Annotated in this window: 19 protein-coding genes; 14 read left to right on the top strand and 5 right to left on the bottom strand. The window is 64.1% G+C overall.

Annotation, left to right across the window (positions count from 1 at the left end; genetic code table 11):
* The first annotated feature begins 79 nt into the window (after positions 1-79).
* The 7 genes from EN869_RS04075 (at position 80) to EN869_RS04045 (ending at position 6,658) form a co-directional block, all read left to right on the top strand.
* Positions 80-973, top strand: coding sequence for a sugar ABC transporter permease (locus EN869_RS04075; RefSeq protein WP_127225048.1), 894 nt, complete (start codon positions 80-82; stop codon positions 971-973).
* A 31-nt stretch (positions 974-1,004) separates the two neighbouring features.
* The gene (locus EN869_RS04070; RefSeq protein WP_245489379.1) at positions 1,005-1,898 is read left to right on the top strand and encodes a carbohydrate ABC transporter permease; all 894 of its coding nucleotides are present in this window, start codon (positions 1,005-1,007) and stop codon (positions 1,896-1,898) included.
* On the top strand, positions 1,898-3,007 hold the full coding sequence (locus EN869_RS04065) for an ABC transporter ATP-binding protein (RefSeq protein ID WP_127225046.1): 1,110 nt from the start codon (positions 1,898-1,900) through the stop codon (positions 3,005-3,007). The genes EN869_RS04070 and EN869_RS04065 overlap by 1 nt, the downstream gene beginning before the upstream one ends.
* 37 nt (positions 3,008-3,044) lie before the next feature.
* Positions 3,045-3,797: a sugar phosphate isomerase/epimerase gene (locus EN869_RS04060; RefSeq protein WP_127225045.1), complete on the top strand. Its 753-nt coding sequence runs from the start codon at positions 3,045-3,047 to the stop codon at positions 3,795-3,797.
* 5 nt (positions 3,798-3,802) lie between these two features.
* A complete protein-coding gene (locus tag EN869_RS04055) occupies positions 3,803-4,945 on the top strand; it encodes a Gfo/Idh/MocA family oxidoreductase (RefSeq protein WP_127225044.1) in 1,143 nt (380 codons plus the stop codon).
* A 110-nt stretch (positions 4,946-5,055) separates the two neighbouring features.
* On the top strand, positions 5,056-6,102 hold the full coding sequence (gene mgrA / locus EN869_RS04050) for an L-glyceraldehyde 3-phosphate reductase (RefSeq protein ID WP_127225043.1): 1,047 nt from the start codon (positions 5,056-5,058) through the stop codon (positions 6,100-6,102).
* Positions 6,103-6,253: 151 nt separating this feature from the next.
* Positions 6,254-6,658 carry a Fur family transcriptional regulator gene (locus tag EN869_RS04045; RefSeq protein WP_041003614.1) on the top strand — a complete coding sequence of 135 codons (405 nt, stop codon included), beginning with the start codon at positions 6,254-6,256 and terminating at the stop codon, positions 6,656-6,658.
* 101 nt (positions 6,659-6,759) lie between these two features.
* Here EN869_RS04045 and polA read toward each other — a convergent pair whose 3' ends face one another.
* Positions 6,760-9,723 (bottom strand): DNA polymerase I, encoded by a 2,964-nt coding sequence (gene polA / locus EN869_RS04040; protein ID WP_167506941.1) that lies wholly within the window; start codon positions 9,721-9,723, stop codon positions 6,760-6,762.
* 526 nt (positions 9,724-10,249) lie between these two features.
* Here polA and EN869_RS04035 point away from each other — a divergent pair.
* From EN869_RS04035 to EN869_RS04020, 4 genes are all read left to right on the top strand, one after another.
* The gene (locus EN869_RS04035) at positions 10,250-11,635 is read left to right on the top strand and encodes a M20/M25/M40 family metallo-hydrolase (RefSeq protein ID WP_127225041.1); all 1,386 of its coding nucleotides are present in this window, start codon (positions 10,250-10,252) and stop codon (positions 11,633-11,635) included.
* 93 nt (positions 11,636-11,728) lie between these two features.
* The gene (locus tag EN869_RS04030) at positions 11,729-12,352 is read left to right on the top strand and encodes a ribonuclease D (protein ID WP_127225040.1); all 624 of its coding nucleotides are present in this window, start codon (positions 11,729-11,731) and stop codon (positions 12,350-12,352) included.
* Between the two features lie 52 nt (positions 12,353-12,404).
* Positions 12,405-12,605, top strand: coding sequence for a hypothetical protein (locus EN869_RS04025; protein WP_127225039.1), 201 nt, complete (start codon positions 12,405-12,407; stop codon positions 12,603-12,605).
* A 45-nt stretch (positions 12,606-12,650) separates the two neighbouring features.
* Entirely contained in the window at positions 12,651-12,797 is a 147-nt protein-coding gene (locus EN869_RS04020) for a hypothetical protein (RefSeq protein ID WP_027165396.1), read from the top strand.
* Between the two features lie 55 nt (positions 12,798-12,852).
* Here EN869_RS04020 and EN869_RS04015 read toward each other — a convergent pair whose 3' ends face one another.
* On the bottom strand, positions 12,853-14,556 hold the full coding sequence (locus tag EN869_RS04015) for an adenylate/guanylate cyclase domain-containing protein (RefSeq protein WP_127225038.1): 1,704 nt from the start codon (positions 14,554-14,556) through the stop codon (positions 12,853-12,855).
* Positions 14,557-15,256: 700 nt separating this feature from the next.
* On the opposite strand from EN869_RS04015, the gene EN869_RS04010 reads away from it, so the two are divergent.
* Positions 15,257-17,524, top strand: a complete 2,268-nt coding sequence (locus tag EN869_RS04010; RefSeq protein WP_127225037.1) for a transglycosylase domain-containing protein — start codon at positions 15,257-15,259, stop codon at positions 17,522-17,524.
* A 64-nt stretch (positions 17,525-17,588) separates the two neighbouring features.
* Positions 17,589-18,338 (top strand): SDR family oxidoreductase, encoded by a 750-nt coding sequence (locus tag EN869_RS04005; RefSeq protein WP_127225036.1) that lies wholly within the window; start codon positions 17,589-17,591, stop codon positions 18,336-18,338.
* A gap of 14 nt (positions 18,339-18,352) precedes the next feature.
* Here the strand turns inward: EN869_RS04005 and EN869_RS04000 are convergent, their stop codons facing one another.
* Entirely contained in the window at positions 18,353-19,270 is a 918-nt protein-coding gene (locus tag EN869_RS04000) for a zinc-binding dehydrogenase (protein ID WP_127225035.1), read from the bottom strand.
* 125 nt (positions 19,271-19,395) lie between these two features.
* Between EN869_RS04000 and EN869_RS03995 the strand changes: the two genes are divergently transcribed.
* Positions 19,396-20,199 carry a helix-turn-helix transcriptional regulator gene (locus EN869_RS03995; RefSeq protein ID WP_127225034.1) on the top strand — a complete coding sequence of 268 codons (804 nt, stop codon included), beginning with the start codon at positions 19,396-19,398 and terminating at the stop codon, positions 20,197-20,199.
* A gap of 6 nt (positions 20,200-20,205) precedes the next feature.
* On the opposite strand, the gene EN869_RS03990 is transcribed toward EN869_RS03995, so the two are convergent.
* A complete protein-coding gene (locus tag EN869_RS03990) occupies positions 20,206-22,008 on the bottom strand; it encodes a cation:proton antiporter (RefSeq protein WP_127225033.1) in 1,803 nt (600 codons plus the stop codon).
* Positions 22,009-22,224: 216 nt separating this feature from the next.
* A complete protein-coding gene (locus EN869_RS03985; RefSeq protein ID WP_127225032.1) occupies positions 22,225-22,662 on the bottom strand; it encodes a host attachment family protein in 438 nt (145 codons plus the stop codon).
* Positions 22,663-22,987 lie beyond the last annotated feature (325 nt).

The raw sequence follows: 22,987 nt of genomic DNA, 5'->3' as shown, positions 1-22,987 counted from the left end.
TCGACGGCGCCCCCGCCAACTCCCGACCCCAGCCTATCCGGGGCCGGGAGCCTGACGTCTCATTGTCCGGCTGCCTTAGATGAGCAACAACGAACGCCCCAACCAGCTTTTCCGCAACCTGAACGCCAAGATCGCGTCGATCCCGATGATCCTGACGGCTCTGGTGGTGTTCGTCGGTGGCACGGCCTGGACGGTGCTCTACTCCTTCACCAACTCGAAGCTTCTGCCGCGCCTCAACTTCGTCGGGCTCGACCAGTATCACCGGCTCTGGGCGACATCGCGCTGGCTGGTCTCGATCGAGAACCTTTTGATCTATGGCGCGATTTCGCTGGTGTTCTCGCTCGTCATCGGCTTCGTGCTTGCGGCGCTTCTCGACCAGAAGATCCGTTTCGAGGACACGTTCCGCACCATCTTCCTCTATCCCTTCGCGCTGTCCTTCATCGTCACCGGGCTGGTCTGGCAATGGCTGCTCAATCCGGATTTCGGCGTGCAGCGCGTCGTGCGCGATCTCGGCTGGACGAGCTTCAGCTTCGACCCGCTCTACAATTCCAGCATCGTCATCTACGGCATTTCGATCGCGGCGCTCTGGCAAGGCACCGGGCTCATCATGTGCCTGATGCTGGCCGGCCTGCGCGGCATCGACGAGGACATCTGGAAGGCCGCCCGGGTGGACGGCATACCGATGTGGAAGACGTATCTCTTCATCGTCATCCCGATGATGCGGCCGGTCTTCATCACCACGCTGGTCATCATCGCCGCCGGCATCGTCAAGGTCTATGACCTCGTCGTGGCGCAGACCAGCGGGGGTCCCGGCATCGCGTCCGAAGTGCCGGCGAAATATGTCTATGACTACATGTTCTTCGCCCAGAATCTCGGCCAGGGTTTCGCCGCCTCGACCATGATGCTGTTGTCGGTGGTGATCGTCATCGTGCCCTGGGCCTATCTCGAATTCGGAGGCCGCAAGCGTGGTTGACATCGCCTCCCTGTCCCCCGGGGCGCAAGCGCTGCGCCGCGACGCCGCCGGCCCGAGCGGGCCTAAACCGCGGCACGTATTCTCGCGCCGCAATATCTTCCTCTACGGCACGCTGATCCTCGCGGCGCTCTATTACCTTTTGCCGCTCTATGTGATGATCGTGACGTCGCTGAAGGGCATGCCGGAAATCCGCCTCGGCAACATCTTCTCGCCGCCGGTGGAAATCACCTTCGAGCCCTGGGTGAAGGCGTGGGCGACGGCCTGCACCGGTCTCAATTGCGACGGGCTCTCGCGCGGCTTCTGGAATTCGGTGCGCATCACCGTGCCGTCGGTGATCCTGTCGATCGCGATCGCCTCGGTGAACGGCTATGCCCTGGCCAACTGGCGCTTCAAGGGCGCCGACACCTTCTTCATCATCCTGATCGTCGGCGCCTTCATTCCCTATCAGGTGATGATCTACCCCATCGTCATAATCCTGCGTGAAATCGGCATCTACGGCTCGCTGACCGGCCTGGTGATCGTGCATTCGATCTTCGGCATGCCGATCCTGACGCTGCTCTTCCGCAACTATTTCACCTCGATGCCGGAGGAATTGTTCCGCGCCGCGCGCGTCGACGGCGCCGGCTTCTGGGGCATTTATCTGCGCATCATGCTGCCGATGTCGCTGCCGATCTTCGTCGTCGCCATCATCTTGCAGGTGACCGGCATCTGGAACGACTTCCTGTTCGGCGTCGTCTACACGCGTCCCGACACCTATCCGATGACGGTACAGCTCAACAACATCGTCAACTCGGTGCAGGGCGTGAAGGAATACAACGTCAACATGGCCGCCACCATCCTCACCGGCCTTGTTCCGCTCATTGTCTATTTTGTTTCCGGCAAGCTCTTCGTGCGCGGCATCGCCGCCGGCGCGGTGAAAGGATGATGATGGCAGCCGACATCGCCAACCCCAGCGTTTCGATCCAGGATCTGTCGCTCAATTTCGGTGCCGTCTCGGTGCTGCAGACGCTCAATCTGGATGTCGCCGAGGGCGAGTTCATCGTGCTGCTCGGACCGTCCGGCTGCGGCAAGTCGACCTTGCTCAACTGCATCGCCGGCCTGCTCGACATTTCGGACGGCCGCATCTTCATCAAGGGCAAGAACGTCACCTGGGAAGAGCCGAAGGATCGCGGCATCGGCATGGTGTTCCAGTCCTACGCGCTCTATCCACAAATGACGGTGGAGCGGAATCTCTCCTTCGGCCTGCGCGTCGCAGGCGTGCCGAAGGACGAGATCGCCAAACGCATCGCGCGCGCCGCCGAGATCTTGCAGATCGAGCCGCTGCTGCAGAGGAAGCCCTCGGCGCTCTCGGGCGGCCAGCGCCAGCGCGTGGCGATCGGGCGGGCGCTGGTGCGCGACGTCGATGTCTTCCTGTTCGACGAGCCGCTCTCCAATCTCGACGCCAAGCTGCGCTCGGAACTGCGCGTCGAGATCAAGCTTTTGCACCGCCGCTTGCAGAACACGATGATCTACGTCACCCACGACCAGATCGAGGCGATGACGCTGGCCGATCGCATCGCCGTCATGAGAGGCGGGGTCATCCAGCAGCTCGATGCGCCGCAAACGATCTACAACCGGCCAGTCAACCGCTTCGTCGCCGGCTTCCTCGGTTCGCCGGCAATGAATTTCCTCAAGGGCGAGTTGGAGGCGGGCGCCGCCCCCGTCTTCAAAGCGAACGGCGTGTCGGTGCCGCTCGGCCGCTACCGATTCGACGGCGACGGTGGCCGGGTCGCCAAGCCCTGTATCTTCGGCATCCGGCCTGAGCACATCGCCTTCGGCGACGCCGCCGGGGCCATGCCGTTCACCGCCGAGTCGACGGTCGAGATCGTCGATCCGATGGGATCCGACACGCTTGTGTGGACCAAGCTCGGCGGCCAGATCATCTCCTTCCGCGTCGAAGCGGATAAGACGCTGCGCAACGGCGATGCGATCCGCATCGGCTTCGATCCGGCGCGCGCCTCGCTGTTCGACGCGCAAACCGACAATCGCCTCTAACTCCAAAAAAATCCCCCAAGCAGAACGGACAGGACATATGAACTGGTCATTCCAACTCTACAGCGCCCGCAATTTCCAGCCATGGGGCGGCGTGGTGAAGATGCTCGGCGAGCTCGGCTACAAGCAAGTCGAGGGCTTCGGCGGCGTCTATGACGACCCCAAAGCGTTCCGCGCCGAGCTCGACGAGAACGGACTTGCGATGCCGACCGGGCATTTCTCGATCGACGCGCTGGAAAATGATTTCGACGGTGTGCGCAAAATCGCCGATGCGTTGGGCATCACGCTGCTGATCTGCCCCTATCTGATGCCCGATCAGCGTCCGAGCGACGCCGCCGGCTGGCGCGGCTTCGGCGAACGTCTCGCCAAGGTGGGCGCGACGGCGAAGAAGGCCGGCTACGGCTTTGCCTGGCACAACCATGATTTCGAGTTCAAGGCGCTTGCGGACGGCACGCTGCCGCAAGATCACATCCTGTCCGCCGCACCCGATATCGGCTGGGAGATGGACGTCGCCTGGGTGGTGCGCGGCGGCGCCGATCCGCTGCCCTGGATCGAAAAACACGGCAAGCGCATCGTCGCCGTCCACGTCAAGGACATAGCCAAGCCCGGCGAGGGGCTGGATGAGGACGGCTGGTCCGATGTCGGCCACGGCACGATCGACTGGGCGGGCCTGTTCAAGACGTTGCGCGCCAAGAGCGCGGCGCAGTATTTCATCATGGAACAAGACAACCCCAACGACATCGAGCGTTATGCCCGGCGCTCGATCGCGGCAGCCAAGAGCTGGCAGGAGTAATCGAAATGGCAGACAAGCTTGGCGTCGGCGTCATCGGCTGCGGCAACATATCGAAGGCGTATTTCTCACTGGCGCCGCTGTTCCGCGGCATCAAGATGCGGGCCTGCGCGGATATCAACATGGAGGTCGCCAAGGCGCGGGCGAAGGAGTTCAAGCTCCGTGCCGAGACCGTCGACGACCTTCTCAAGGACGACGAGATCGACATCATCGTCAATCTGACGATCCCGGCGGTGCACTATGAAGTCTCGAAAGCAGTGCTCGACGCCGGCAAGCACGTCTATTCGGAAAAACCGTTCGTGCTGTCGATCGAGGAAGGGCTCGATCTCAAGAAACGGGCCGAGAAGAAGGGCCTGCGCATCGGTTCGGCGCCGGACACTTTCCTCGGCGGCGCGCACCAGCTGGCGCGCGACCTCATCGACAGCGGCAAGCTCGGCGCCATCACCAGCGGCACATGCCACGTGATGGGCCACGGCATGGAGCATTGGCACCCCAATCCGGACTTCTTCTTCCAGCCGGGCGCCGGTCCGGTGCTGGACATCGGCCCTTACTACGTCACCAACCTGATCCAGCTGATCGGGCCGGTGAAGCAGGTGGCGGCCTTCGCGACGACGCCGGCCAAGGAGCGGACGATCTCGTCGAAGCCGCGCGCGGGCGAGAAGATCCCGGTGAACACGCCGACCACCATCCATGCGTTGCTCGAATTCGTGAATGGCGCGGTGATCACGCTCAACACCTCCTGGGATGTCTGGAGCCATGGCCACGCGCCGATGGAACTCTATGGCGAGTTGGGCACCGTCTTCGTGCCGGATCCGAATTTCTTCGGCGGCGAGGTGCGCTTCACTGACGCGGCCAAGCCGGTGAAGAAGCTGCCGAAATGGAACCATCCGTTCGGCGTGCCGAACGAGATGCACGGCCAGGGCATGATGGCCAACTACCGCACCGCCGGGCTTGCCGACATGGCGATCGCGATCGCCGAAGGAAGGCCGCACCGCTGCTCGATGGAGCTGGCCCTGCACGCCGTCGATGTGATGACCGGCATCCTGCGTTCCGGCGAAACCGGCAAATACGTTGCCATGCAGACGAGCTGCGAGCGGCCGGCCGCGCTCGGCGTCAAGGACGCGAAGGCGCTGCTGGCGAAGAAAAACTAGGTGGCAACCCCTCTCCCCGTTTCGGCGGGGAGAGGGTAAGGGTAGGGGCAAGCATCGATTCAATTCTGTTCAGCGGCGGTTGCCGTGCTGCCCCAATCCCGAGGTTTCCTATGCCCTATGTCGCCGCCGAAAACCGCTACGAGAAGATGATCTATAACCGCTGCGGGCGGTCCGGCCTGAAGCTGCCGGCGATCTCGCTCGGGCTCTGGCACAATTTCGGCAACGATACGCCGCACAGGACCAAGCAGGCGATCGTGCGCAAGGCCTTCGACCTCGGCATCACGCATTTCGATCTCGCCAACAATTATGGTCCGCCGCCCGGCTCGGCCGAGACGGCGTTCGGCGAGATCCTGCGCACCGATTTCGCCGCCTACCGCGACGAGATGATCATCTCGACCAAGGCAGGCTACGAGATGTGGGGTGGCCCCTATGGCGAATGGGGCAGCCGTAAATATGTGCTGGCAAGCCTCGACCAGAGCCTCAAGCGGATGGGGCTCGATTATGTCGACATCTTCTATTCACACCGCTTCGACCCGGAAACGCCGCTGGAAGAAACGATGGGCGCGCTCGACCACGCCGTCCGCTCGGGCAAGGCGCTTTACGCAGGCATCTCGTCCTACAATTCGCAGCGCACGCGCGAGGCGGCCGATATATTGAAGCGGCTCGGCACGCCCTGCCTCATCCACCAGCCGAGCTATTCGATGCTCAATCGCTGGGTCGAGGAGGATGGGCTGCTCGATACGCTGGAGGGGTTGGGCATCGGCTCGATCGTGTTCTCGCCGCTGGCGCAGGGCATGCTGACCGACAAATATCTGGGCGGCATTCCCGAGGGCAGCCGCGCCAGCCAGGGCAAATCGCTGAGGCCGGCTTTCATCAACGACAAGTCGATCGCCAACATCAAGGCGCTCAACGCCATTGCTAGCCGCCGCGGCCAGACCCTGGCGCAGATGGCGCTGGCCTGGGTGCTGCGCAAGGGCCGCGTGACGACGGCGCTGATCGGCGCCAGCCGGCCGGAACAGGTCGAGGATTGCGTCGGCGCGCTCAAGGCGCTCGACTTCAGCGATGCGGAGCTCGCGGAAATCGATACCTACGCGCGCGAATCCGACATCAACCTTTGGGCGGCTTCGGCCGAACGCAAGGGGCCGCCGCGCAAGTAGCAATTGATCGTGGCGAGCCTTCGCCGCGCAGTGTGCGCCAGGCGGGACGCGCTGCGGAAACAGTGGCAAAAACGCTCATTCGTCGCTATCTCAGGGGAATTGAAGCCGTTCGCATGCGAAATCCCGTGCGAACGTCGATCGGGCGAACAAGATGACGGCAAGAGATGCGCTGACCAAGAACCAGCTCTGCGTGCTCGAGAAGCTCGAGGCGTCCAGCGGGCCGCTCAGCGCCTACACGCTGCTCGACCAGCTGCGCGAGCGTGGTTTTCGTGCGCCGCTGCAGGTTTACCGGGCGCTCGATACGCTGGTGAAGTCGGGCTTCGTGCATAGGCTCGAAAGCCTCAACTCCTTCGTCGCCTGCGCCGAGCCGCACGACCACAGCCATTCGATGACGGCCTTCGCCATCTGCGACAATTGCGGCCAGGTGACCGAGATGTCCGATCACGATGTCGATCATCGGCTGGACGAATGGGTGCGCTCGACGGGATTCGCGGCCAAGAAGGCGGTGATCGAGTTTCGCGGCGTGTGCGCGAAGTGCAGAGCGGAAGCGGCTTAGCTCTACACCATTTAGCCCTATTGATGCCGGCGCGAAGCCCCCCTCTCTGTCCTGCAGGACAGAGAAGGCGCGACGGATCGTGATGCCTCTCGGCATGCCGCTTAGTGCGCCTCGTCCCAATTATCCGCCGCCCGGGCATCGACATGCAGCGGCACCGACATCGAGACGGCCGGCATCGGCGCGTTTTCCATCACCTTGCGCACCACCGGAATGGTCGCTTCGACTTCGGCTTCCACCGTCTCGAAGATCAGCTCATCATGCACCTGCAAGAGCATGCGGGCCGAGAGCTTTGCCTTATCCAACGCCTCCTCCATATGCACCATGGCGCGGCGGATGATGTCGGCGGCGGTGCCCTGGAGCCTCGCATTGATCGAGGCGCGCTCGTTGAAGGCGCGGATCGACGGGTTGGAGGATCGTATCTCCGGATAATGGATGCGGCGGCCGAAGATGGTCTCGACGAAGCCGTTTTCCCGCGCGTAGGCCTTGGTTTCCTCGATATAGTCGCGGATGCCCGGGAAGCGCTCGAAATAGCGCTTGATATAAGCGCTGGCCTCGTCGCGCGGGATCGACAGCTGGTTGGCGAGGCCGAAGGCCGAGATGCCGTAGATGATGCCGAAATTGATCGCCTTGGCGCGCCGGCGCACCTCCGAAGGCATGCCTTCGACCGGCACGTTGAACATTTCCGACGCGGTGATGGCATGGATGTCGGCGCCGTCGGCGAAAGCCTGCTTGAGCTGCGGGATCTCGGCGACATGGGCAAGCACGCGCAACTCGATCTGGCTGTAGTCGGCCGAGACCAGCTTGTGGCCTTTTTCGGCGATGAAGGCGGTCCTGATCTTGCGGCCCTCGGCGGTGCGCACCGGGATGTTCTGCAGATTGGGATCGGAAGACGACAGCCGCCCGGTCGTAGTCGCGGCGAGCGCGTATGACGTATGGACGCGATTGGTGCCGGGGTTGATGAAGCCGGGCAGCGCGTCAGTATAGGTCGATTTCAGCTTGGTCAGCTGGCGCCAGTCGACGATCTTGCGCGGCAGTTCATGGCCTTCGGCGGCGAGGTCCTCGAGCAACTGCGCCGAAGTCGACCATTGGCCGGTCTTGGTCTTGGAGCCGCCCGGCAGACCCATCTTGCCGAACAATATGTCGCCGAGCTGTTTCGGCGAGCCGATGTTGATGCGCTCACCGACGATCCCGTAAATCTCCTCCTCGGCGCGTGCCGCGCCTTGCGCCAACTCGCCAGACAGTCTGGAGAGGATCTGGCGGTCGACCGAGATGCCGCGCTGCTCCATGCGGGCAAGCACGGGCACCAGCGGCCGTTCCAGCCGCTCGTAGACGGAAACCAGTCCCTTGGCGGCGAGCCTCGGCTTCAGCACCTGCCAGAGCTGCAGTGCAATATCGGCCTGTTCGGCGGCGTATTTCGTCGCGCGCTCGATGTCGACCTGGTCGAAGCCGATGGCGCTCTTGCCTGAGCCGGCGAGTTCCTTTTTGACCGCCGGCGCGTGGCCAAGCCATTTTTCCGACAGCGAGGCGAGATCGTGGCCGCCTGAGGTGCCGGCGTCGAGCACGTAGGAGATCAGCATCGTATCGTCAAACGGCCCGACCTCGATGCCGTGCCGGCTCATCACGACGATGTCGTATTTCATGTCCTGCACGATTTTCAGGACCGAACGGTCCTCGAGCAGTGGCTTGAGCAGCGCCAGCGCCTCGCGGACCGGGACCTGGTTCGCCAGCAAGCCGCCGCCAAGCAGGTCGCCATTGCCGCTCGTATGGGCTAGCGGCACATAGGCCGCGCGGCCGGGCGCGATCGCGATCGAAACGCCGATGAGGTCGGCTTGCATCGGGTCCGACGAGGTGGTCTCGGCGTCGACAGCCAGCACGCCGGCTTCGCGGGCTTCGGCAATCCAGGCCTTGAGCGTCGCCGTATCCCGAATGGCGGTATAGGCCGAAAGGTCGATCTTGCGCGCTGTCGCCTGCTCCAGCCGCAGCGCCGAGAGCAGGGAAGGGGTATCGCCCTGAGGCGGCGCGTCCTCACCCCTGACCGCCGGCGCGGCAGGCTTGGCCGAGCCGTTTGCCGCGGGTGCTGGCTGTCGCGGCGGCGCGCCGGCGCCGACATCGGGGCCATGCGCGGTATCGGCGCGCTCGACGATGACGGCGGAAGCCTGGACGTCGCCGATCTCGGTCGCGGTCGCCTCGGCGACGCGTCGCGTCAGCGTGGTGAACTCCATCGTCTTCAGGAAGCCGATCAGCTTCGGGCCGTCGGGCGCATGCAGCACAAGGTCGTCTAGGCTTTCCTTCAACGGCACGTCGTTCTTCAGCGTCACCAATTCGCGCGAGATCCGCGCCTTGTCGGCATTGGCGATGATGGTCTCGCGACGCTTGTCCTGCTTGATCTCGGAAGCACGCGCCAGCAACCCGTCAAGGTCGCCGAACTGTTCCAGCAACTGCGCCGCGGTCTTCGGGCCGATGCCCGGCACGCCGGGCACGTTGTCGACCGAGTCGCCGGTGAGCGCCTGCAGGTCGATCATCTTTTCCGGCGGCACGCCCCATTTCTCGATCACCTCGGGAATGCCGATCTGGCGGTCCTTCATCGGGTCGTACATGCCGACCGTGGGACCGACCAACTGCATCAAATCCTTGTCGGAGGAGACGATGGTGGTGTCGGCGCCGACCTCGCAGGCGAGCCGGCAATAGGTGGCGATGATGTCGTCGGCTTCGAAACCTTCCATCTCGATGCAGGGCAGGTTGAAGGCCACGGTCGCCTGGCGGATCAGGCCGAATTGCGGGATCAGGTCTTCCGGCGGCGCCGAGCGGTTCGCCTTATATTCAGGGTAGAGATCGCTGCGGAAGGTTTTGGAGGAATAGTCGAAGATGACGGCGAAATGGGTCGGCGCGATGCCCACGCTGGTGTTGCGGGCGTCCTGCATCAGCTTCCACACCATGTTGCAGAAGCCGAGCACCGCGCTGGTCGGCAGGCCGTCGGATTTGCGGTTAAGCGGCGGCAGCGCGTGATAGGCGCGAAAAATGTAGCCGGAGCCGTCGACGAGGAAGAGGTGATCGCCTTTTTTCATGGCGGCAGGGATAGCGCGGCCAGCCTTCGCGGTCCATGCCAAAGGCGGAGGAACCCGCCGGTTCGGGCAACACCCCTGACACATCCTGTCCGGCAAAGCGCGTCGCGCTGAAACGGATTCAGGCGACGCGCTTTGGGTCTTTTTGTTCGTGCATGTCGTTTTCCCAAAACCGCTGCACACTTTTGGGCGACAGGCACGGAAATCCGCCGCTCACGGGCATGTTACAAAAGTGTAATTCTCGTGCCCTTGAATCGCCATGTTCGGAGACCCAAATAGACGTCATCGGCAGTTTTCGCCGAAGTCCGGAGCAAGGCCCGTCCCCCGCCTATTCCGGGCAAACTGCGGCAGCCTATCCCCCCTCTCCGGGCTGCCGCAACGTTTCGAGTAGAGACCGCCGTGGTTCCCCCTCCACCACGGCGGTCTTTTTTTGCCTTCCGGCAAGGCAATCGAGCTTGGTCCAACGATCTCGGCTTTTCGTTTCCGGTCCTGACCTTTAGGGTCGGCCGCAAAATCGAAAGGCGCCATAATGTCCAGAATCTCTCCCGTCCTCGACCGTCTCGACCAGAATCTCGACCAGAGCCTGGAGCGGCTGTTCGGTCTGCTGGGCATTAAGTCGATCTCCACCGATCCGGCCTTCGCCGCCGACTGCCGCAAAGGCGCCGAATGGCTGGTCGCCGAGCTCAAGCTGATCGGCTTTGACGCAAGCGTGCGCGACACACCCGGACATCCGATGGTGGTGGCGCATCACGAGGGACCGGCAGGCGCGCCGCATGTTTTGTTCTACGGCCATTACGACGTGCAGCCGGTCGACCCGATCGAGCTGTGGGAAACCGATCCGTTCGCGCCGTCGATCAAGGAGATCGAGCCAGGCCGCAAGGTGATCACCGGCCGCGGCTCGGCCGACGACAAGGGACAACTGATGACCTTTGTCGAGGCCTGCCGGGCCTGGAAGCAGGTGCATGGCAATCTGCCTTGCCGCGTCACCATCCTGTTCGAAGGCGAGGAGGAATCAGGCTCGCCGTCGCTCAAGCCGTTCCTGGAAGCAAACGCAGCCGAGCTGAAAGCCGACTTCGCGCTGGTCTGCGACACCAGCATGTGGAACCGTGAGACGCCGTCGATCTGCGTGTCGCTGCGCGGCATGGTCGGCGAGGAGGTCACCGTCAAGGCGGCTAACCGCGACCTGCATTCGGGCCTCTATGGCGGGCCGGCCGCCAATCCGATCCGCATCCTGGCCAAGGTGCTGGCCGACGTGCATGACGAGAATGGCCGCGTCACCATTCCGGGCTTCTATGACGGCGTCGAGGAGACACCCAGCCAAGTGCTGAAATCGTGGGAAGGCCTCGGCGAGACAGCCGAGACCTTCCTCGGACCGGTCGGCCTTTCCATCCCGGCCGGCGAAAAGGGCCGCTCGGTGCTCGAACTCACCTGGGCGCGGCCGACCGCGGAATTCAACGGCATCATCGGCGGCTATACCGGCAAGGGCTTCAAGATGGTGATCGCGGCGGAAGCGTCGGCGAAAGTGTCGTTCCGGCTCGTCCACAAGCAGGACCCTAAGAAGATCCGCGCCGCCTTCCAGGCCTTCGTGCGCGAGCGCATCCCGGCCGACTGTTCGGTTGAGTTCCATCCGCATGGCGGCTCGCCCGCGATCCAGCTTTCCTACGACTCGCCATTCCTGGCCAAGGCCAAGGACGCGCTGTCCGATGAATGGGAGAAGCAGGCCGTCACCACCGGCGGCGGCGGCTCGATCCCCGTGGTCGGCGACTTCCAGACCTATCTCGGCATGGAATCGCTGCTGGTCGGCTTCGGGCTGGATGACGACCGCATCCATTCGCCGAACGAGAAATACGAGCTGACCTCCTTCCACAAGGGGCAGCGATCCTGGGCGCGCATTCTCGACGCGCTGACCCGGTGAACAAGTTTTCACGCTGGGCGCGAAATTCAACTTTTTGTTGATTTTTCAGCGGATCGCGGCAAGGACGGGTTAGACCGCGATCCGGAGAAGAGAATGACCGCCGATATCCGTTTCCATAAAAACGATCTGCCTGACCTCACCCGCTACAATGTCGGGGCGGTGGCCATCGACACGGAAACGCTGGGGCTCAACCCACATCGCGACCGGCTCTGCGTGGTGCAGATTTCGCCCGGCGACGGCAGCGCCGACGTCATCCAGATCGCGCCGGGCCAGAAGAAGGCACCGAACCTCGTCAGCCTGCTGCGCAACCGCTCGATCACCAAGCTGTTCCATTACGGCCGCTTCGACATCGCCGTGCTCTATCATAGCTTCGGCGTGATGGCGGAGCCGGTGTTCTGCACCAAGATCGCCTCGCGGCTGGTCCGCACCTACACCGACCGGCATGGGCTGAAGGATCTGTGCAGCGAGCTGCTCGGCATCGGCCTGTCCAAGGCGCAGCAGTCCTCCGACTGGGCGGCGGAAACGCTCTCGCCCGAACAGCTCGAATATGCCGCCTCCGACGTGCTTTACCTGCACCGTTTGCGCGAGGTGCTGGCGACGCGCCTGGCGCGCGAGAACCGCACCAAGGAGGCGGAAGCCTGCTTCCGTTTCCTGCCGACCCGCGCCAAGCTCGACCTGATGGGCTGGGCCGAGGAGGACATCTTCGCGCATAGCTGACGGAACCCGGCATGGCCGCATGGCGTTGCTGCCGGTCGATGGAGGGAGTGAGATGGCAGAGCGCAAGCCGATAGAAAGCGCGCCGAAGGACGGCTCGAAGGTCACCATTCTGTGGAGGGACGGCGACGGCGTCGTCAACGAATCCATAGGCCAGTATCGCGATGGCGGCTGGTGGGTCTACACCGACAGCGACACGCAAAAGAAGGTCGATCCGACGAGCTGGCGTCCGGCATCCGACGACGACGATCAGTAGGCGATCGCCTGCGGGTCATTTCTAGGCCGCGACAAAGGGGGCGCAATGAGGCAGAACACGCTCTATCTCATCATCGGGGCGCTGATCGTCGTGGTCATTGCACTCGGCATATATGTCTACCGCGAGCAGACCAGGCCGAAAGGCGTCGAGCTCAAGATCGACGACAAGGGGATTTCGATCCAGCAGAACTGACCGTGGTGGCCGGCCGGGCTTCGCCTCGAGGCGGGCATTTGGAGCCCACCTTATCTCATTTTGCCGGCAAGGCGATCGGCAACGCCGCGCCGCGCGGAACGACCAGCACGCCGAGCGGACGGCCGCGGCCGCGGATGTCGATCTCGCGCGCCTCGGCGCCGGGGAGGTCCAGGCCCGAAAGCCGCACCGCCGCTTCCGAGACGACGATCTCCGCCTCGAATTCCTTCGCCGCCGCCTCCAGTCGGCTGCCGATGTTGACGGTGTCGCCGATCGCGGTCACGTTCATGACCGCGCCGTAGCCCACCGAGCCGACGATCGCCTGGCCGACATGGATGCCGATCGCGACGTTGATGGTGGCGCGCAGTTCCTCGGCGAGGTCATTGCTGAGGGTGCGAACTCCCTCGACGATGGCGCTGGCGGCGGAAAGCGCGTTGCGGCATGCCTCGCCGGGCGTGGTCTCAAGCCCGAACAGCGCCATGGCGCCGTCGCCGACGAACTTGTCGAGGCGACCGCCTGAGCTTTCGACGGCGCGGCCGATCACGCCGAAATAGCGGTTGAGCAGGAAGACCACGTCGAACGGCAGACGCTGGTCGGCCATCGCGGTGAAGCCGCGCATGTCGCAGAACATCACCGCCACGACCTTCTCGTGGCCGGGATCGTTGGCGGTTGCGGTGTGCGGGCTTTCCGCCGTGACCGGCGGCGACAGCAGCGGCGCGACGCGAAGATTGCCGCGCGGCCTGAGCTGGCAGGCGAGCCGCACGTCGCCGTCGGCCGCGATGCGGCGCAGGGTCGCCGCTTCGATCGGACCGGGCTCCGGCTGCTCGGAAAGGCCGTCAAGCACGCGAATGCGGCAGGTCGAGCAGCGCCCGCGCCCGCCGCACACGGCATAATGCGCGATGCCGGCCAGCCGGCTGGCGTCGAGCACGCTGTAGCCGCGGGGAACGCGCACCTTGCGCCCACCGGCATAGCGCACCTCAACCAGGTTGCGCCGCTCGACGCGGTCGCGAACGATGCGCGCCGCCAGCACCAGGACGATCAGTCCCGCAAAGCCGGCATAAATGCCGTCGTCGATGCGGTCCTTGGTTGCCAATGCCCGGTCGAGAAGGGCTGGCTCGATGGCCTGCGACTGCGGCGGTCCCATCGCGGAGACCTCCTTTCCGCCGCTGGCGAAGCCGAGCAGCGCCAGGACTGGAACCAGCACAGCCAGGACCAGCAGGGCCGAAGCGGTGCGCGGATACCACTGACGATAGCGCAGCCAGAAGTAGAGGCCGAAGCAGCCATGTGCCCAGATGACGACCACCGCGATCGCCTGCCGCACCCCGACCTGTGGGCTCAGGATCCATAGCGAGCGCACCACAAACTCGTAAGTGTCGTTGGCATCATAAAGGGCGTGCATGGCACGCGTGCCGACCACGTGTTCCACAATCAGCAGCGGAATGGCGAGCCCGAGCAGTATCTGCGCCCACTCCCGCACCGGCATGGCCAGCGTGCGGCGCTGGTAGAGCGCTAGCAGCGAAAGAGCAAGATGCGTGGCGACCGCGCCGTAGAGGAGCAGCGTGCCGGCCGGGTTGCGCCAGATCAGCAGGAACGTCTCGCGTCCCTTATCCGCTGCCTCAAGCGAGATCAGGAGCAACGCATGGTTCAGGAAATGCAGCGTCACGAACGCCATAAGCACAAGGCCCGACACCAGTCGTGCGTTGCGCAGCCACGCGTCCGGCAGCCATCCGGGCGGCGCTGCTGGGACCTGCGATTGGCTCATTTCCGGTGCCTCAAACGATTCGCTGACCAAGACACGCCGGCAATAGCGCCTTCCGGTCAAGATTCGCCGCCGGCGACAATCAGTCAATCAAGCCTTGGCGCCTGCCATTCGACGATGTGGTGGCAGTTCGATACGGTCAAATCGCCTGGGGTCCTGGGAGCTTTTCGAACTTTCTGGATCGCACCTCAGCCCGGATTGCGGATGTTTTTGGACAAAGTGGGACACCAGTTAGCTTTGCCACCAGCGGACCCTTCCATCGGTCGGCACGGCTGCTCGGCCAGAGGCCGCACCAAGCTGGTCAGTTGCAGGCTAACGGCGGTGTTATGAGCGGTCCCAAGGCCCAGGCAGGTATAATCCGGGCTATGACCATGGCATGGCCCCGACCCACCCGGACGTCTTCAACAAGGGCTTGCTGGCCCTTTTGAAGGCGTAAGAGTGCAGCAAACACTGAAGCATCATCCTGATGGCGGGTGCTTCCGCCTCGCCCGTGGAGCCACTGCCGGAATGCACCGCCAAGCTGATGCAGGCCGGCCGCATTGAGTTGCGGTGATGCGTACGCGAAATCGGGTCCGGATCACGCCATCGCGGGGCATTTGATTTTCAATCGCTTCGATTTTTCCCCATTTAACGCGCCTTTAAACCGCCGCATCTAGTCTTCAACCCGAACGCCATCGGTACCGGGGACAGACAGCTAGAGCGCATGGCGAACCGCAGAGACAGTCGCATCGAACCGAGCTTCGAGGATTCGCCGCGGGCGAAATCCTCCGATGGCTTTTCGGTGAGCGAGGAGGATCGCGTCGTGCCGCGCACCCGCAAATCCGCCGCAAAGGGCAGATCCGCAAAGGCGAAATCGCGCGGACGTGGCCGCGACCGCAACCGGCCCGGGCTGCTCGGCATCGCCACCCGGCTGGTCTACTGGTGCTTCGTATTCTGCATCTGGGGCGGCATCGCGGTGGCCGGCGTCGTCGTCTATTACGGCGCCAAAATGCCGGCGGCCACCACATGGTCGATCCCGGACCGCGCGCCCAACATCAAGATCGTCTCGGTCGATGGCAACCTGATCGCCAATCGCGGCGCATCGGGCGGCGAAGCCGTCGGCCTGGACGAAATGTCGCCCTATATCCCCGAAGCTGTCGTGGCCATCGAGGATCGGCGCTTCTATTCGCATTTCGGCATCGACCCGATCGGCCTATCGCGCGCCATGGTCACCAACCTGCTCGGCGGGCATTTCTCGCAGGGCGGCTCGACGCTGACGCAGCAGCTGGCGAAGAACCTGTTCCTGACGCCGGACCGCACGCTGGAGCGCAAGGTGCAGGAAGTGCTGCTCGCGCTCTGGCTCGAGCACAAGCACACGAAAGACCAGATCCTCGAAATGTACCTCAACCGGGTCTATTTCGGCTCGGGCGCCTATGGCGTCGAGGCCGCCTCGCGGCGCTATTTCGGCAAGAGCGCGCGCGACGTGTCGCTTTCGGAGGCAGCCCTGCTGGCGGGCCTGCTCAAGGCGCCGTCGAAGCTCTCGCCGGCGCGCGACCCGAAGGCGGCCGAGGAACGTGCGCAGCTCGTGCTCGCTGCCATGCGCGAGACCGGCAAGATCGGCGACAAGGAATACAAGACGGCGCTCAGCGCACCGGCAACGCGCGCGCCCTCCTACTGGACCGGCTCGGAAAATTACGTCGCCGACACGGTGATGGACGAGCTTCCAGACCTCATCGGCGACGTGCGCGGCGACATCGTCATCGACACCACGGTCGACCTCAACCTGCAGAAGCTCGCCGAGCAGTCGATCCGCCGGCTGATCGACGAGAGCGGCAAGAAGCTCAACGTCACGCAGGGCGCGCTGGTATCGATCGACGATTCCGGCGCGGTGCGCGCCATGGTCGGCGGCTATGATTATTCGACCAGCCAGTTCGACCGCGCCTCGGAAGCACGCCGGCAGCCAGGCTCGGCCTTCAAGCCCTTCGTCTATATGGCGGCGCTGGAGGCCGGCCGCACGCCGGACAGCATCCGCAACGACGCGCCGATCAAGATCGGCAAATGGACGCCCGACAATTATGGCGGTAAATATTACGGCAAGGTCACGCTGGCCACGGCTCTGGCCAAGTCGCTCAACTCGGTGGCGGCGCAGCTCACCATGGAGGTCGGGCCCGACGCGGTGGTGGAAGCCGCGCATCGCATGGGTATCCAGTCGGAACTGCAGGCCAACACCTCGATCGCGCTCGGCACCTCGGAAGTGACGCCGCTGGAATTGACCTCGGCCTATGTGCCTTTCGCCAATGGCGGCTACAAGCCGGACATCCACTTCATCCAGCGCATCACGACGGCCAACGGCAAGGTGCTCTACGAGGGCAGCACCGGCAGCGCGCCGCGCGTCATCAAGGCCGAAATCGTCGGCATGATGAACTCGATGATGACGGGCACCGTCGAGGTCGGCACCGCCAAGAAGGCGGCGTTCAACTGGCCGTCGGCCGGCAAGACCGGCACCAGCCAGAACTCGCGCGACGCCTGGTTCGTCGGCTACACCGCCAATCTCACCACAGGCGTCTGGTTCGGCAATGACGACGGCAGCGCGATGAAGAAGGTCACCGGCGGCGCCTTGCCGGCGCAGGCCTGGCACGAATTCATGGTGGCGGCGCATCAAGGCGTGCCTGTGCGACCGCTGCCCGGCACCTGGAAATCGACGCCGTCCGATACGATCGTGCCGGACGAGATCCCGTCGGCGGACGCCTCGCAGCCGCCCGCGCCGCCAGCGGCCGTCGGCCAGTCGCAGCCTGCCGCTCAATCGCAGCCCGTTGCCCAGGCGCCCGCGCGCCAGGCTCGTCCAGCCCAGACGGTCGATGCCGACGGCTTCAGCATGCCCAGCGACAGCGGATCGACCGCGTCGATCAAGCATCCGGTGCCGCCCGGCGACGTCGGCGGGCCGAAGAAAAGGCGGCAAACCTCAATCCTCGATATCCTCGGCGGGGGTTGAAACGGCACTTCGCCTCTCGCCATGGCAAGCGCCTTCGGCTACATGTCCGGCCGGAGACACAACCATGGCCGAGACCGACAGCAGAAAAACCATCGTGCTCACCGGCGCCAGCCGGGGCATCGGCCATGCGACGGTGAAGCGCTTTTCGCGCGAGGGCTGGCGGGTCATCACCTGTTCGCGCCAGGCCTTCGCCGAGGATTGCCCTTGGCCGGCCGGCCCCGAGGATCACATCAAGGTCGATCTCGCAGACCAGGAGGATGTCGGCATCGCCGTCTCGGAAATCCGCCACCGGCTGGAAGCGCATGGCGGCCAACTGCACGCGCTGGTCAACAATGCCGGCATCTCGCCGAAGCTGAAGGACGGCAGCCGGATGAACTCGATCGAGACGCCGATGCATGTCTGGCGCGACGTCTTCCAGGTCAATTTCTTCGCGCCGATCATGCTGGCGCGCGGCCTGTTCAAGGAGCTCGCAGCCGCCAAGGGCTCGATCGTCAACGTCACCTCGATCGCCGGGACGCGCGTGCATCCGTTCGCCGGCACGGCCTATGCGACGTCCAAGGCGGCGCTCGGCTCGCTGACGCGCGAGATGGCGCATGATTTCGGCCCGCACGGCATCCGCGTCAACGCCATCGCGCCTGGCGAGATCGACACCGCGATCCTGTCGCCCGGCACCGACAAGATCGTCGAGACGATCCCGCTGAGACGGTTGGGCGCCACCTCGGAAGTGGCCGACATCATCTACTTCCTGTGCTCCGGCCAGTCGTCCTATGTGACCGGCTCGGAAATCCACATCAATGGCGGCCAGCACGTGTGAGTGGCCGGCTTTAGCTAGGCCATTGTGAGAACGGCCTTGCCGCTGAAGCTGCGCTGTCTGAGCGCCTCCAGGGCCTGGGCGATTTCCGTCCAAGGCACGCTCATGGCCACGCGGGTTTCCAACCGGCCGGCCGCGACCAGATCGAGCAGCGCCGCGATGTCGGCGCCGATGGCTGACCCGGACGTGTAATAGGCGAAAGTCTGGAGCCTCGCGCCTTCGTGACCCGGAACGAACTGGCGAAACCCGATCGGGGTGAGCTCGCCGCTGCTAGACCCGAACATAACGATGGTGCCGCCTGGAGCGACGCGTTCGATGGCATGCATCAGGCTTTTGCCGCCGACCGATTCGGTGATCAATGAAAACAGCCCCTCGGCTTGCTCGATCGACTCGACGACCTGCTCGGCTCCAAGCTCGCGGAGATCCTCGGCATGCCTTGCAGCAGCGATCGCCATCACCGAAGCGCCTTGCTCGCGGGCGATCTGGATCTGGAAGCGACCGACGGCGCCGCTCGCGCCGGTGATCAGGACCCGCTGGCCGGCGAGGTCGCCGCCGTGACGCAGGGTTCTCAGCGCCGTCGTGCCCGCGACTGGAAGCGTGGCGGCGGAGGCGAAGCTTACGCCCTCGGGTATGACGGCGAGACGGTCGGTCGGAACGGCGACACGTTCGGCCCAGCCAGCCTGGTCGACCAAAGCCGCAACATGCGTGCCCGCGGCGGGGCCGGAGCCATCGGCCGCCGCGCGCTCGACAATGCCAACGATGTCCTGGCCGGGGATCCAGCCGTCGGCCCGTATGCCGAGCAGGCGCAGCTCGCCGCGGTTCAACGATGTTGCATGAACGCTCACCAATGCTTCATTCGTACTGCAGCTTGGCTCGTCGGCCTCGGCGAGCTTCAGCCGGCTGGGGCTGTCGGAAGAAATGGCGAGAGCGAGCATTGGCGGACCTTTCGAAATTGACGCTTAAGAGCTGCGATCGACTGCGACGATACGGCCGAGCCTATCGACTTTCGCGGCTGAAGAATTTAGAGATAAAGCCAGATGATCGCTAAAAGTAGTCAAGTATGAGACAGCCGCTCCTCTGGCCCTGGCTGAACTTCGACGTCGACGACGTGGCTGCGCCGGCGATTGCCGTTGGTGTCGACGTGACCGAGACCAAGGCCGAGGTGCGCGAGCATTGGCACCGCAAAGGGCAGCTCGTCTTCGCACTCGGCGGCGGCGTCACCTGTCGCGTTCCTGGCGGGCTATGGATGGTGCCGCCGCATTGCGGCGTGTGGGTGCCGAGCCGCCTGGAGCACAGCAACATCGCAACGGCCAATGCCCGGATTTTCTTCGTCTATATCGAGCCGGGCGCCGCCGAGCTGCCGGAGCGGTGCTGCACGCTCTCGATCTCGCCGCTGCTGCGCGAACTGATCATCGAACTGTCGGAATGTGCGCCGGATGATGCGCGGTGCGATTTCCTGGGAAAGGTCCTGCTCGCCGAACTGCCGCTCATGCCCGTGCAGCAATTGCATTTGCCGATCTCGGCCGAGCCGCGGTTAAGACGGATCGCGGAGGCGCTGGCCGACGATCCCTCCGACCGCAGCACCTTGGCGCAATGGGCCAACCGCGTGGCGCTCAGCGAAAGCAGCCTGGCGCGCCTCGTGGTCAGAGAGACCGGGTTAAGTTTCGGCCGCTGGCGCCAGCAGCTGCATCTGATCGTGGCGCTCAGGGAACTGTCCGCCGGCGTCAGTGTGCAGCAGGTGTCGGGCGATCTCGGCTATGAATCCGTCACCGCCTTCATCACCATGTTCAGGAAGGCGCTGGGCAAGCCGCCGGCGAAATATCTCAGTGATATCGCGCAGAATGGCTCCGCATTCGTCGACTGACACCAATCAAGCAGGCTGCGGATCGATCTCCATGGCGGGGCCGGCCGGATCGGCGGCTTTGCCGGTCACCACCTCGACGATGCCGCGCGCGATCTCGCGCTCGCCCATGATCACGGTGTCGGCGCCGAGGCCCTTCAGATGCTCGACTTCGGCGTCGGAATGGGCGCGGGCGATGACATTGATCGCCGGATTGGCGGCGCGAGCGCGAAGCACGATCTGCCCGGCCTCGAAGGCGTTGGGGATGGCGAGGATCAACCGCCTGGCGCCTTCCGGATTGGCGGCTGAAAAGACGTCCACGTTGGCGGCGTTGCCGGCGATATTCTCGATGCCGTCGTCACGCAGCTTCGCCAGGGTCTTGTCGGAATCCTCGATGACCAGGAAGGGCAGGGCGGCTTCCTTCAGCGCGGCGCCGACGAGGCTGCCGACGCGGCCATAGCCGATCAGGATGGAATGGCCGGCAAGCGCCGTCCTGGGTGGTGGGCCGTCTTCCTTACCTGGGGCTGCCGACACCGAGGCGACCTGGCCGGGCTCGGTCGCCGGGCCGATTGGTCGTTGCTCCACGGCCGGCGCGGCATCCTTGCCGGCGCGTTTTTCAAGCCACGGCTTCATCCAGTCGACGACCACGAACATCAGCGGATTGAGCAGGATCGACAGGATGGCGCCGGCGAGGATCAGGTCGCGGCCTTGCTCGGGCAAAAGCTTCAGGCCAACGCCAAGCTCGGCCAGGATGAAGGAGAATTCGCCGATCTGGGAAAGGCTCGCCGAAATCATCAGCGCGGTCGCGATCGGATAGCGAAAAGCGACCACGATAATGAAAGCCGCGATGGACTTGCCGACGATGATGATGGCCAAGGTGGCGAGGATCGGCAGGCCGTTGCTGATCAGGCTGAGCGGGTCGAACAGCATGCCGACCGAGACGAAGAACAGCACCGAGAAGGCGTCGCGCAGCGGCAGCGATTCTTCCGCCGCGCGGTGGCTGAGCTCGGATTCGCTCATGATCATGCCGGCGAAAAACGCGCCGAGCGCCAGCGAGACGCCGAACAGCTTCGCTGCGCCGAAGGCGACGCCAAGCGCGATCGCCAGCACTGAGAGCCGGAACAGTTCTCGGGAGCCGGTATGGGCGACGTAATGCAGGATCCAGGGAATGACCCGGCGCCCGACGACCAGCATTACGACGACGAAGGCGGCGACTTTGGCCAGTGTCATGCCGACCACGCCCCATAGGCCGTAGCTCGCCGGCAGCGAAAGCAGGTTGGCATGGTCGTCGACCTGCGGCTGGCCACCGAGCACACCTGCGAGCGCGGGCAACAGCACCAGCGCCAGGACCATGGCGAGATCCTCGACGATCAGCCAGCCGACGGCGATGCGGCCACGCTCGGTCTCGATCAGCCGCCGCTCCTGCATGGCGCGCAAAAGCACCACGGTCGAGGCGACCGAAAGCGCCAGGCCGAAGACGAGACCGGCGCCCAGCGACCAGCCGAGCAGCCAGGCAAGCCCAACGCCAAGCAAGGTGGCAAAGCCGATCTGCACGATGGCGCCCGGAACGGCGATGGCGCGGACGGATAGAAGGTCCTTCAGCGAAAAATGCAGGCCGACGCCGAACATCAAAAGGATGACGCCGATCTCAGCGAGCTCGTTGGCAAGGCTCGCGTCGGCGACGAAGCCCGGCGTGTTCGGCCCGACCAGGACGCCAGCGACGAGATAGCCGACAAGCGGCGGGATGCGGAAACGGTTGGCTAAAGCCCCGAAGACGAATGCCAGCCCCAGACCGGCGACGATGGTGGCGATAAGGGGCGTGTCATGCGGCATTGTCTTTTGCGCGCCTTTAGAAAAATTACGATGTCGGATAGGCGCCCGCCGAGGCTGCCGCCTTCGGCAATATGGTAGGGACAGCGGCGATGATGCAACCATCGCCCTGCGGAAATCGACGCCGAAAATCGACGCACGGCGCAAAAACAGCGCCGCGCCGTCAAAGTGGCGGCTTCGAGACCCGTTTGGCCTTGAACTCGCTGTCTTTCGGCCGCTTTACGCCGCCTGCAGCAGGTTCTCGATATCCGAAATCGTGTGGTTGGTGAGGGTCTTCGGTATTTCCGCCTGCACCTTCTCGCCGACTTCCTTGTGCAGCTTCTGGCGCATCTCGCCAAGCACCCGCGGCGGCGCGATCAGCACGAGCGCGTCGAACTCGCCGCGATGCGCGAGCTTGTAGAGCTGGTCGGCGATGTCGACGGCGAAGCGCTCCTTGCCCAGACGGTGCCAATCGGTTTCCTCGATGGCGCTGCGCGGCCCTTCCGCATAGCGGCCCGGCTTATCCGTGCCTTGTTCGCGCGTGGCGGGATTGTCCTGTTCCATCTCCTGCACCACTTCCAGGTTAGGGAACTTGTTGTCGCCCTGGTTGCGCAGGAAGAGCGCCTTCTCGCCATCAGCCACGACCACCCACAATCCATGTTTCAGCTTGATGCTCATGGCGTTCCTCCTTGCTTGCATGGTTGCCGACCGGTCGAGTTCGGGATCGACAGGATTGGATTGCTAGGCAAACGAGCCGCGGAGCACGATTGTTCCGATCTGGCTGTGGCGGCTCGATCGCTCCGGACCGGCGTAGCTGGGCGCCGATCCGGCAAGGTCGGCTTTAATCTACTAACTTAGTAGAATTTAGAAAAAACTGTTTTGCGCTTTTGTGGCCTCGGCGCTAAAAATTACGGCGGATCAAGGCGGTTTCCTATCCCGCTCCGGGTCCCTTTCTCGGGAAGTAGAATTTTTTTCTCTTGCCTTTCGCGCTTGCGAAAAAGCG

Source organism: Mesorhizobium sp. M2D.F.Ca.ET.226.01.1.1 (assembly GCF_004022705.2).
Lineage (GTDB): Bacteria > Pseudomonadota > Alphaproteobacteria > Rhizobiales > Rhizobiaceae > Mesorhizobium.
The sequence above is the reverse complement of the archived record's forward strand: the minus strand, read 5'-3'. Positions and strand labels throughout refer to the sequence as shown.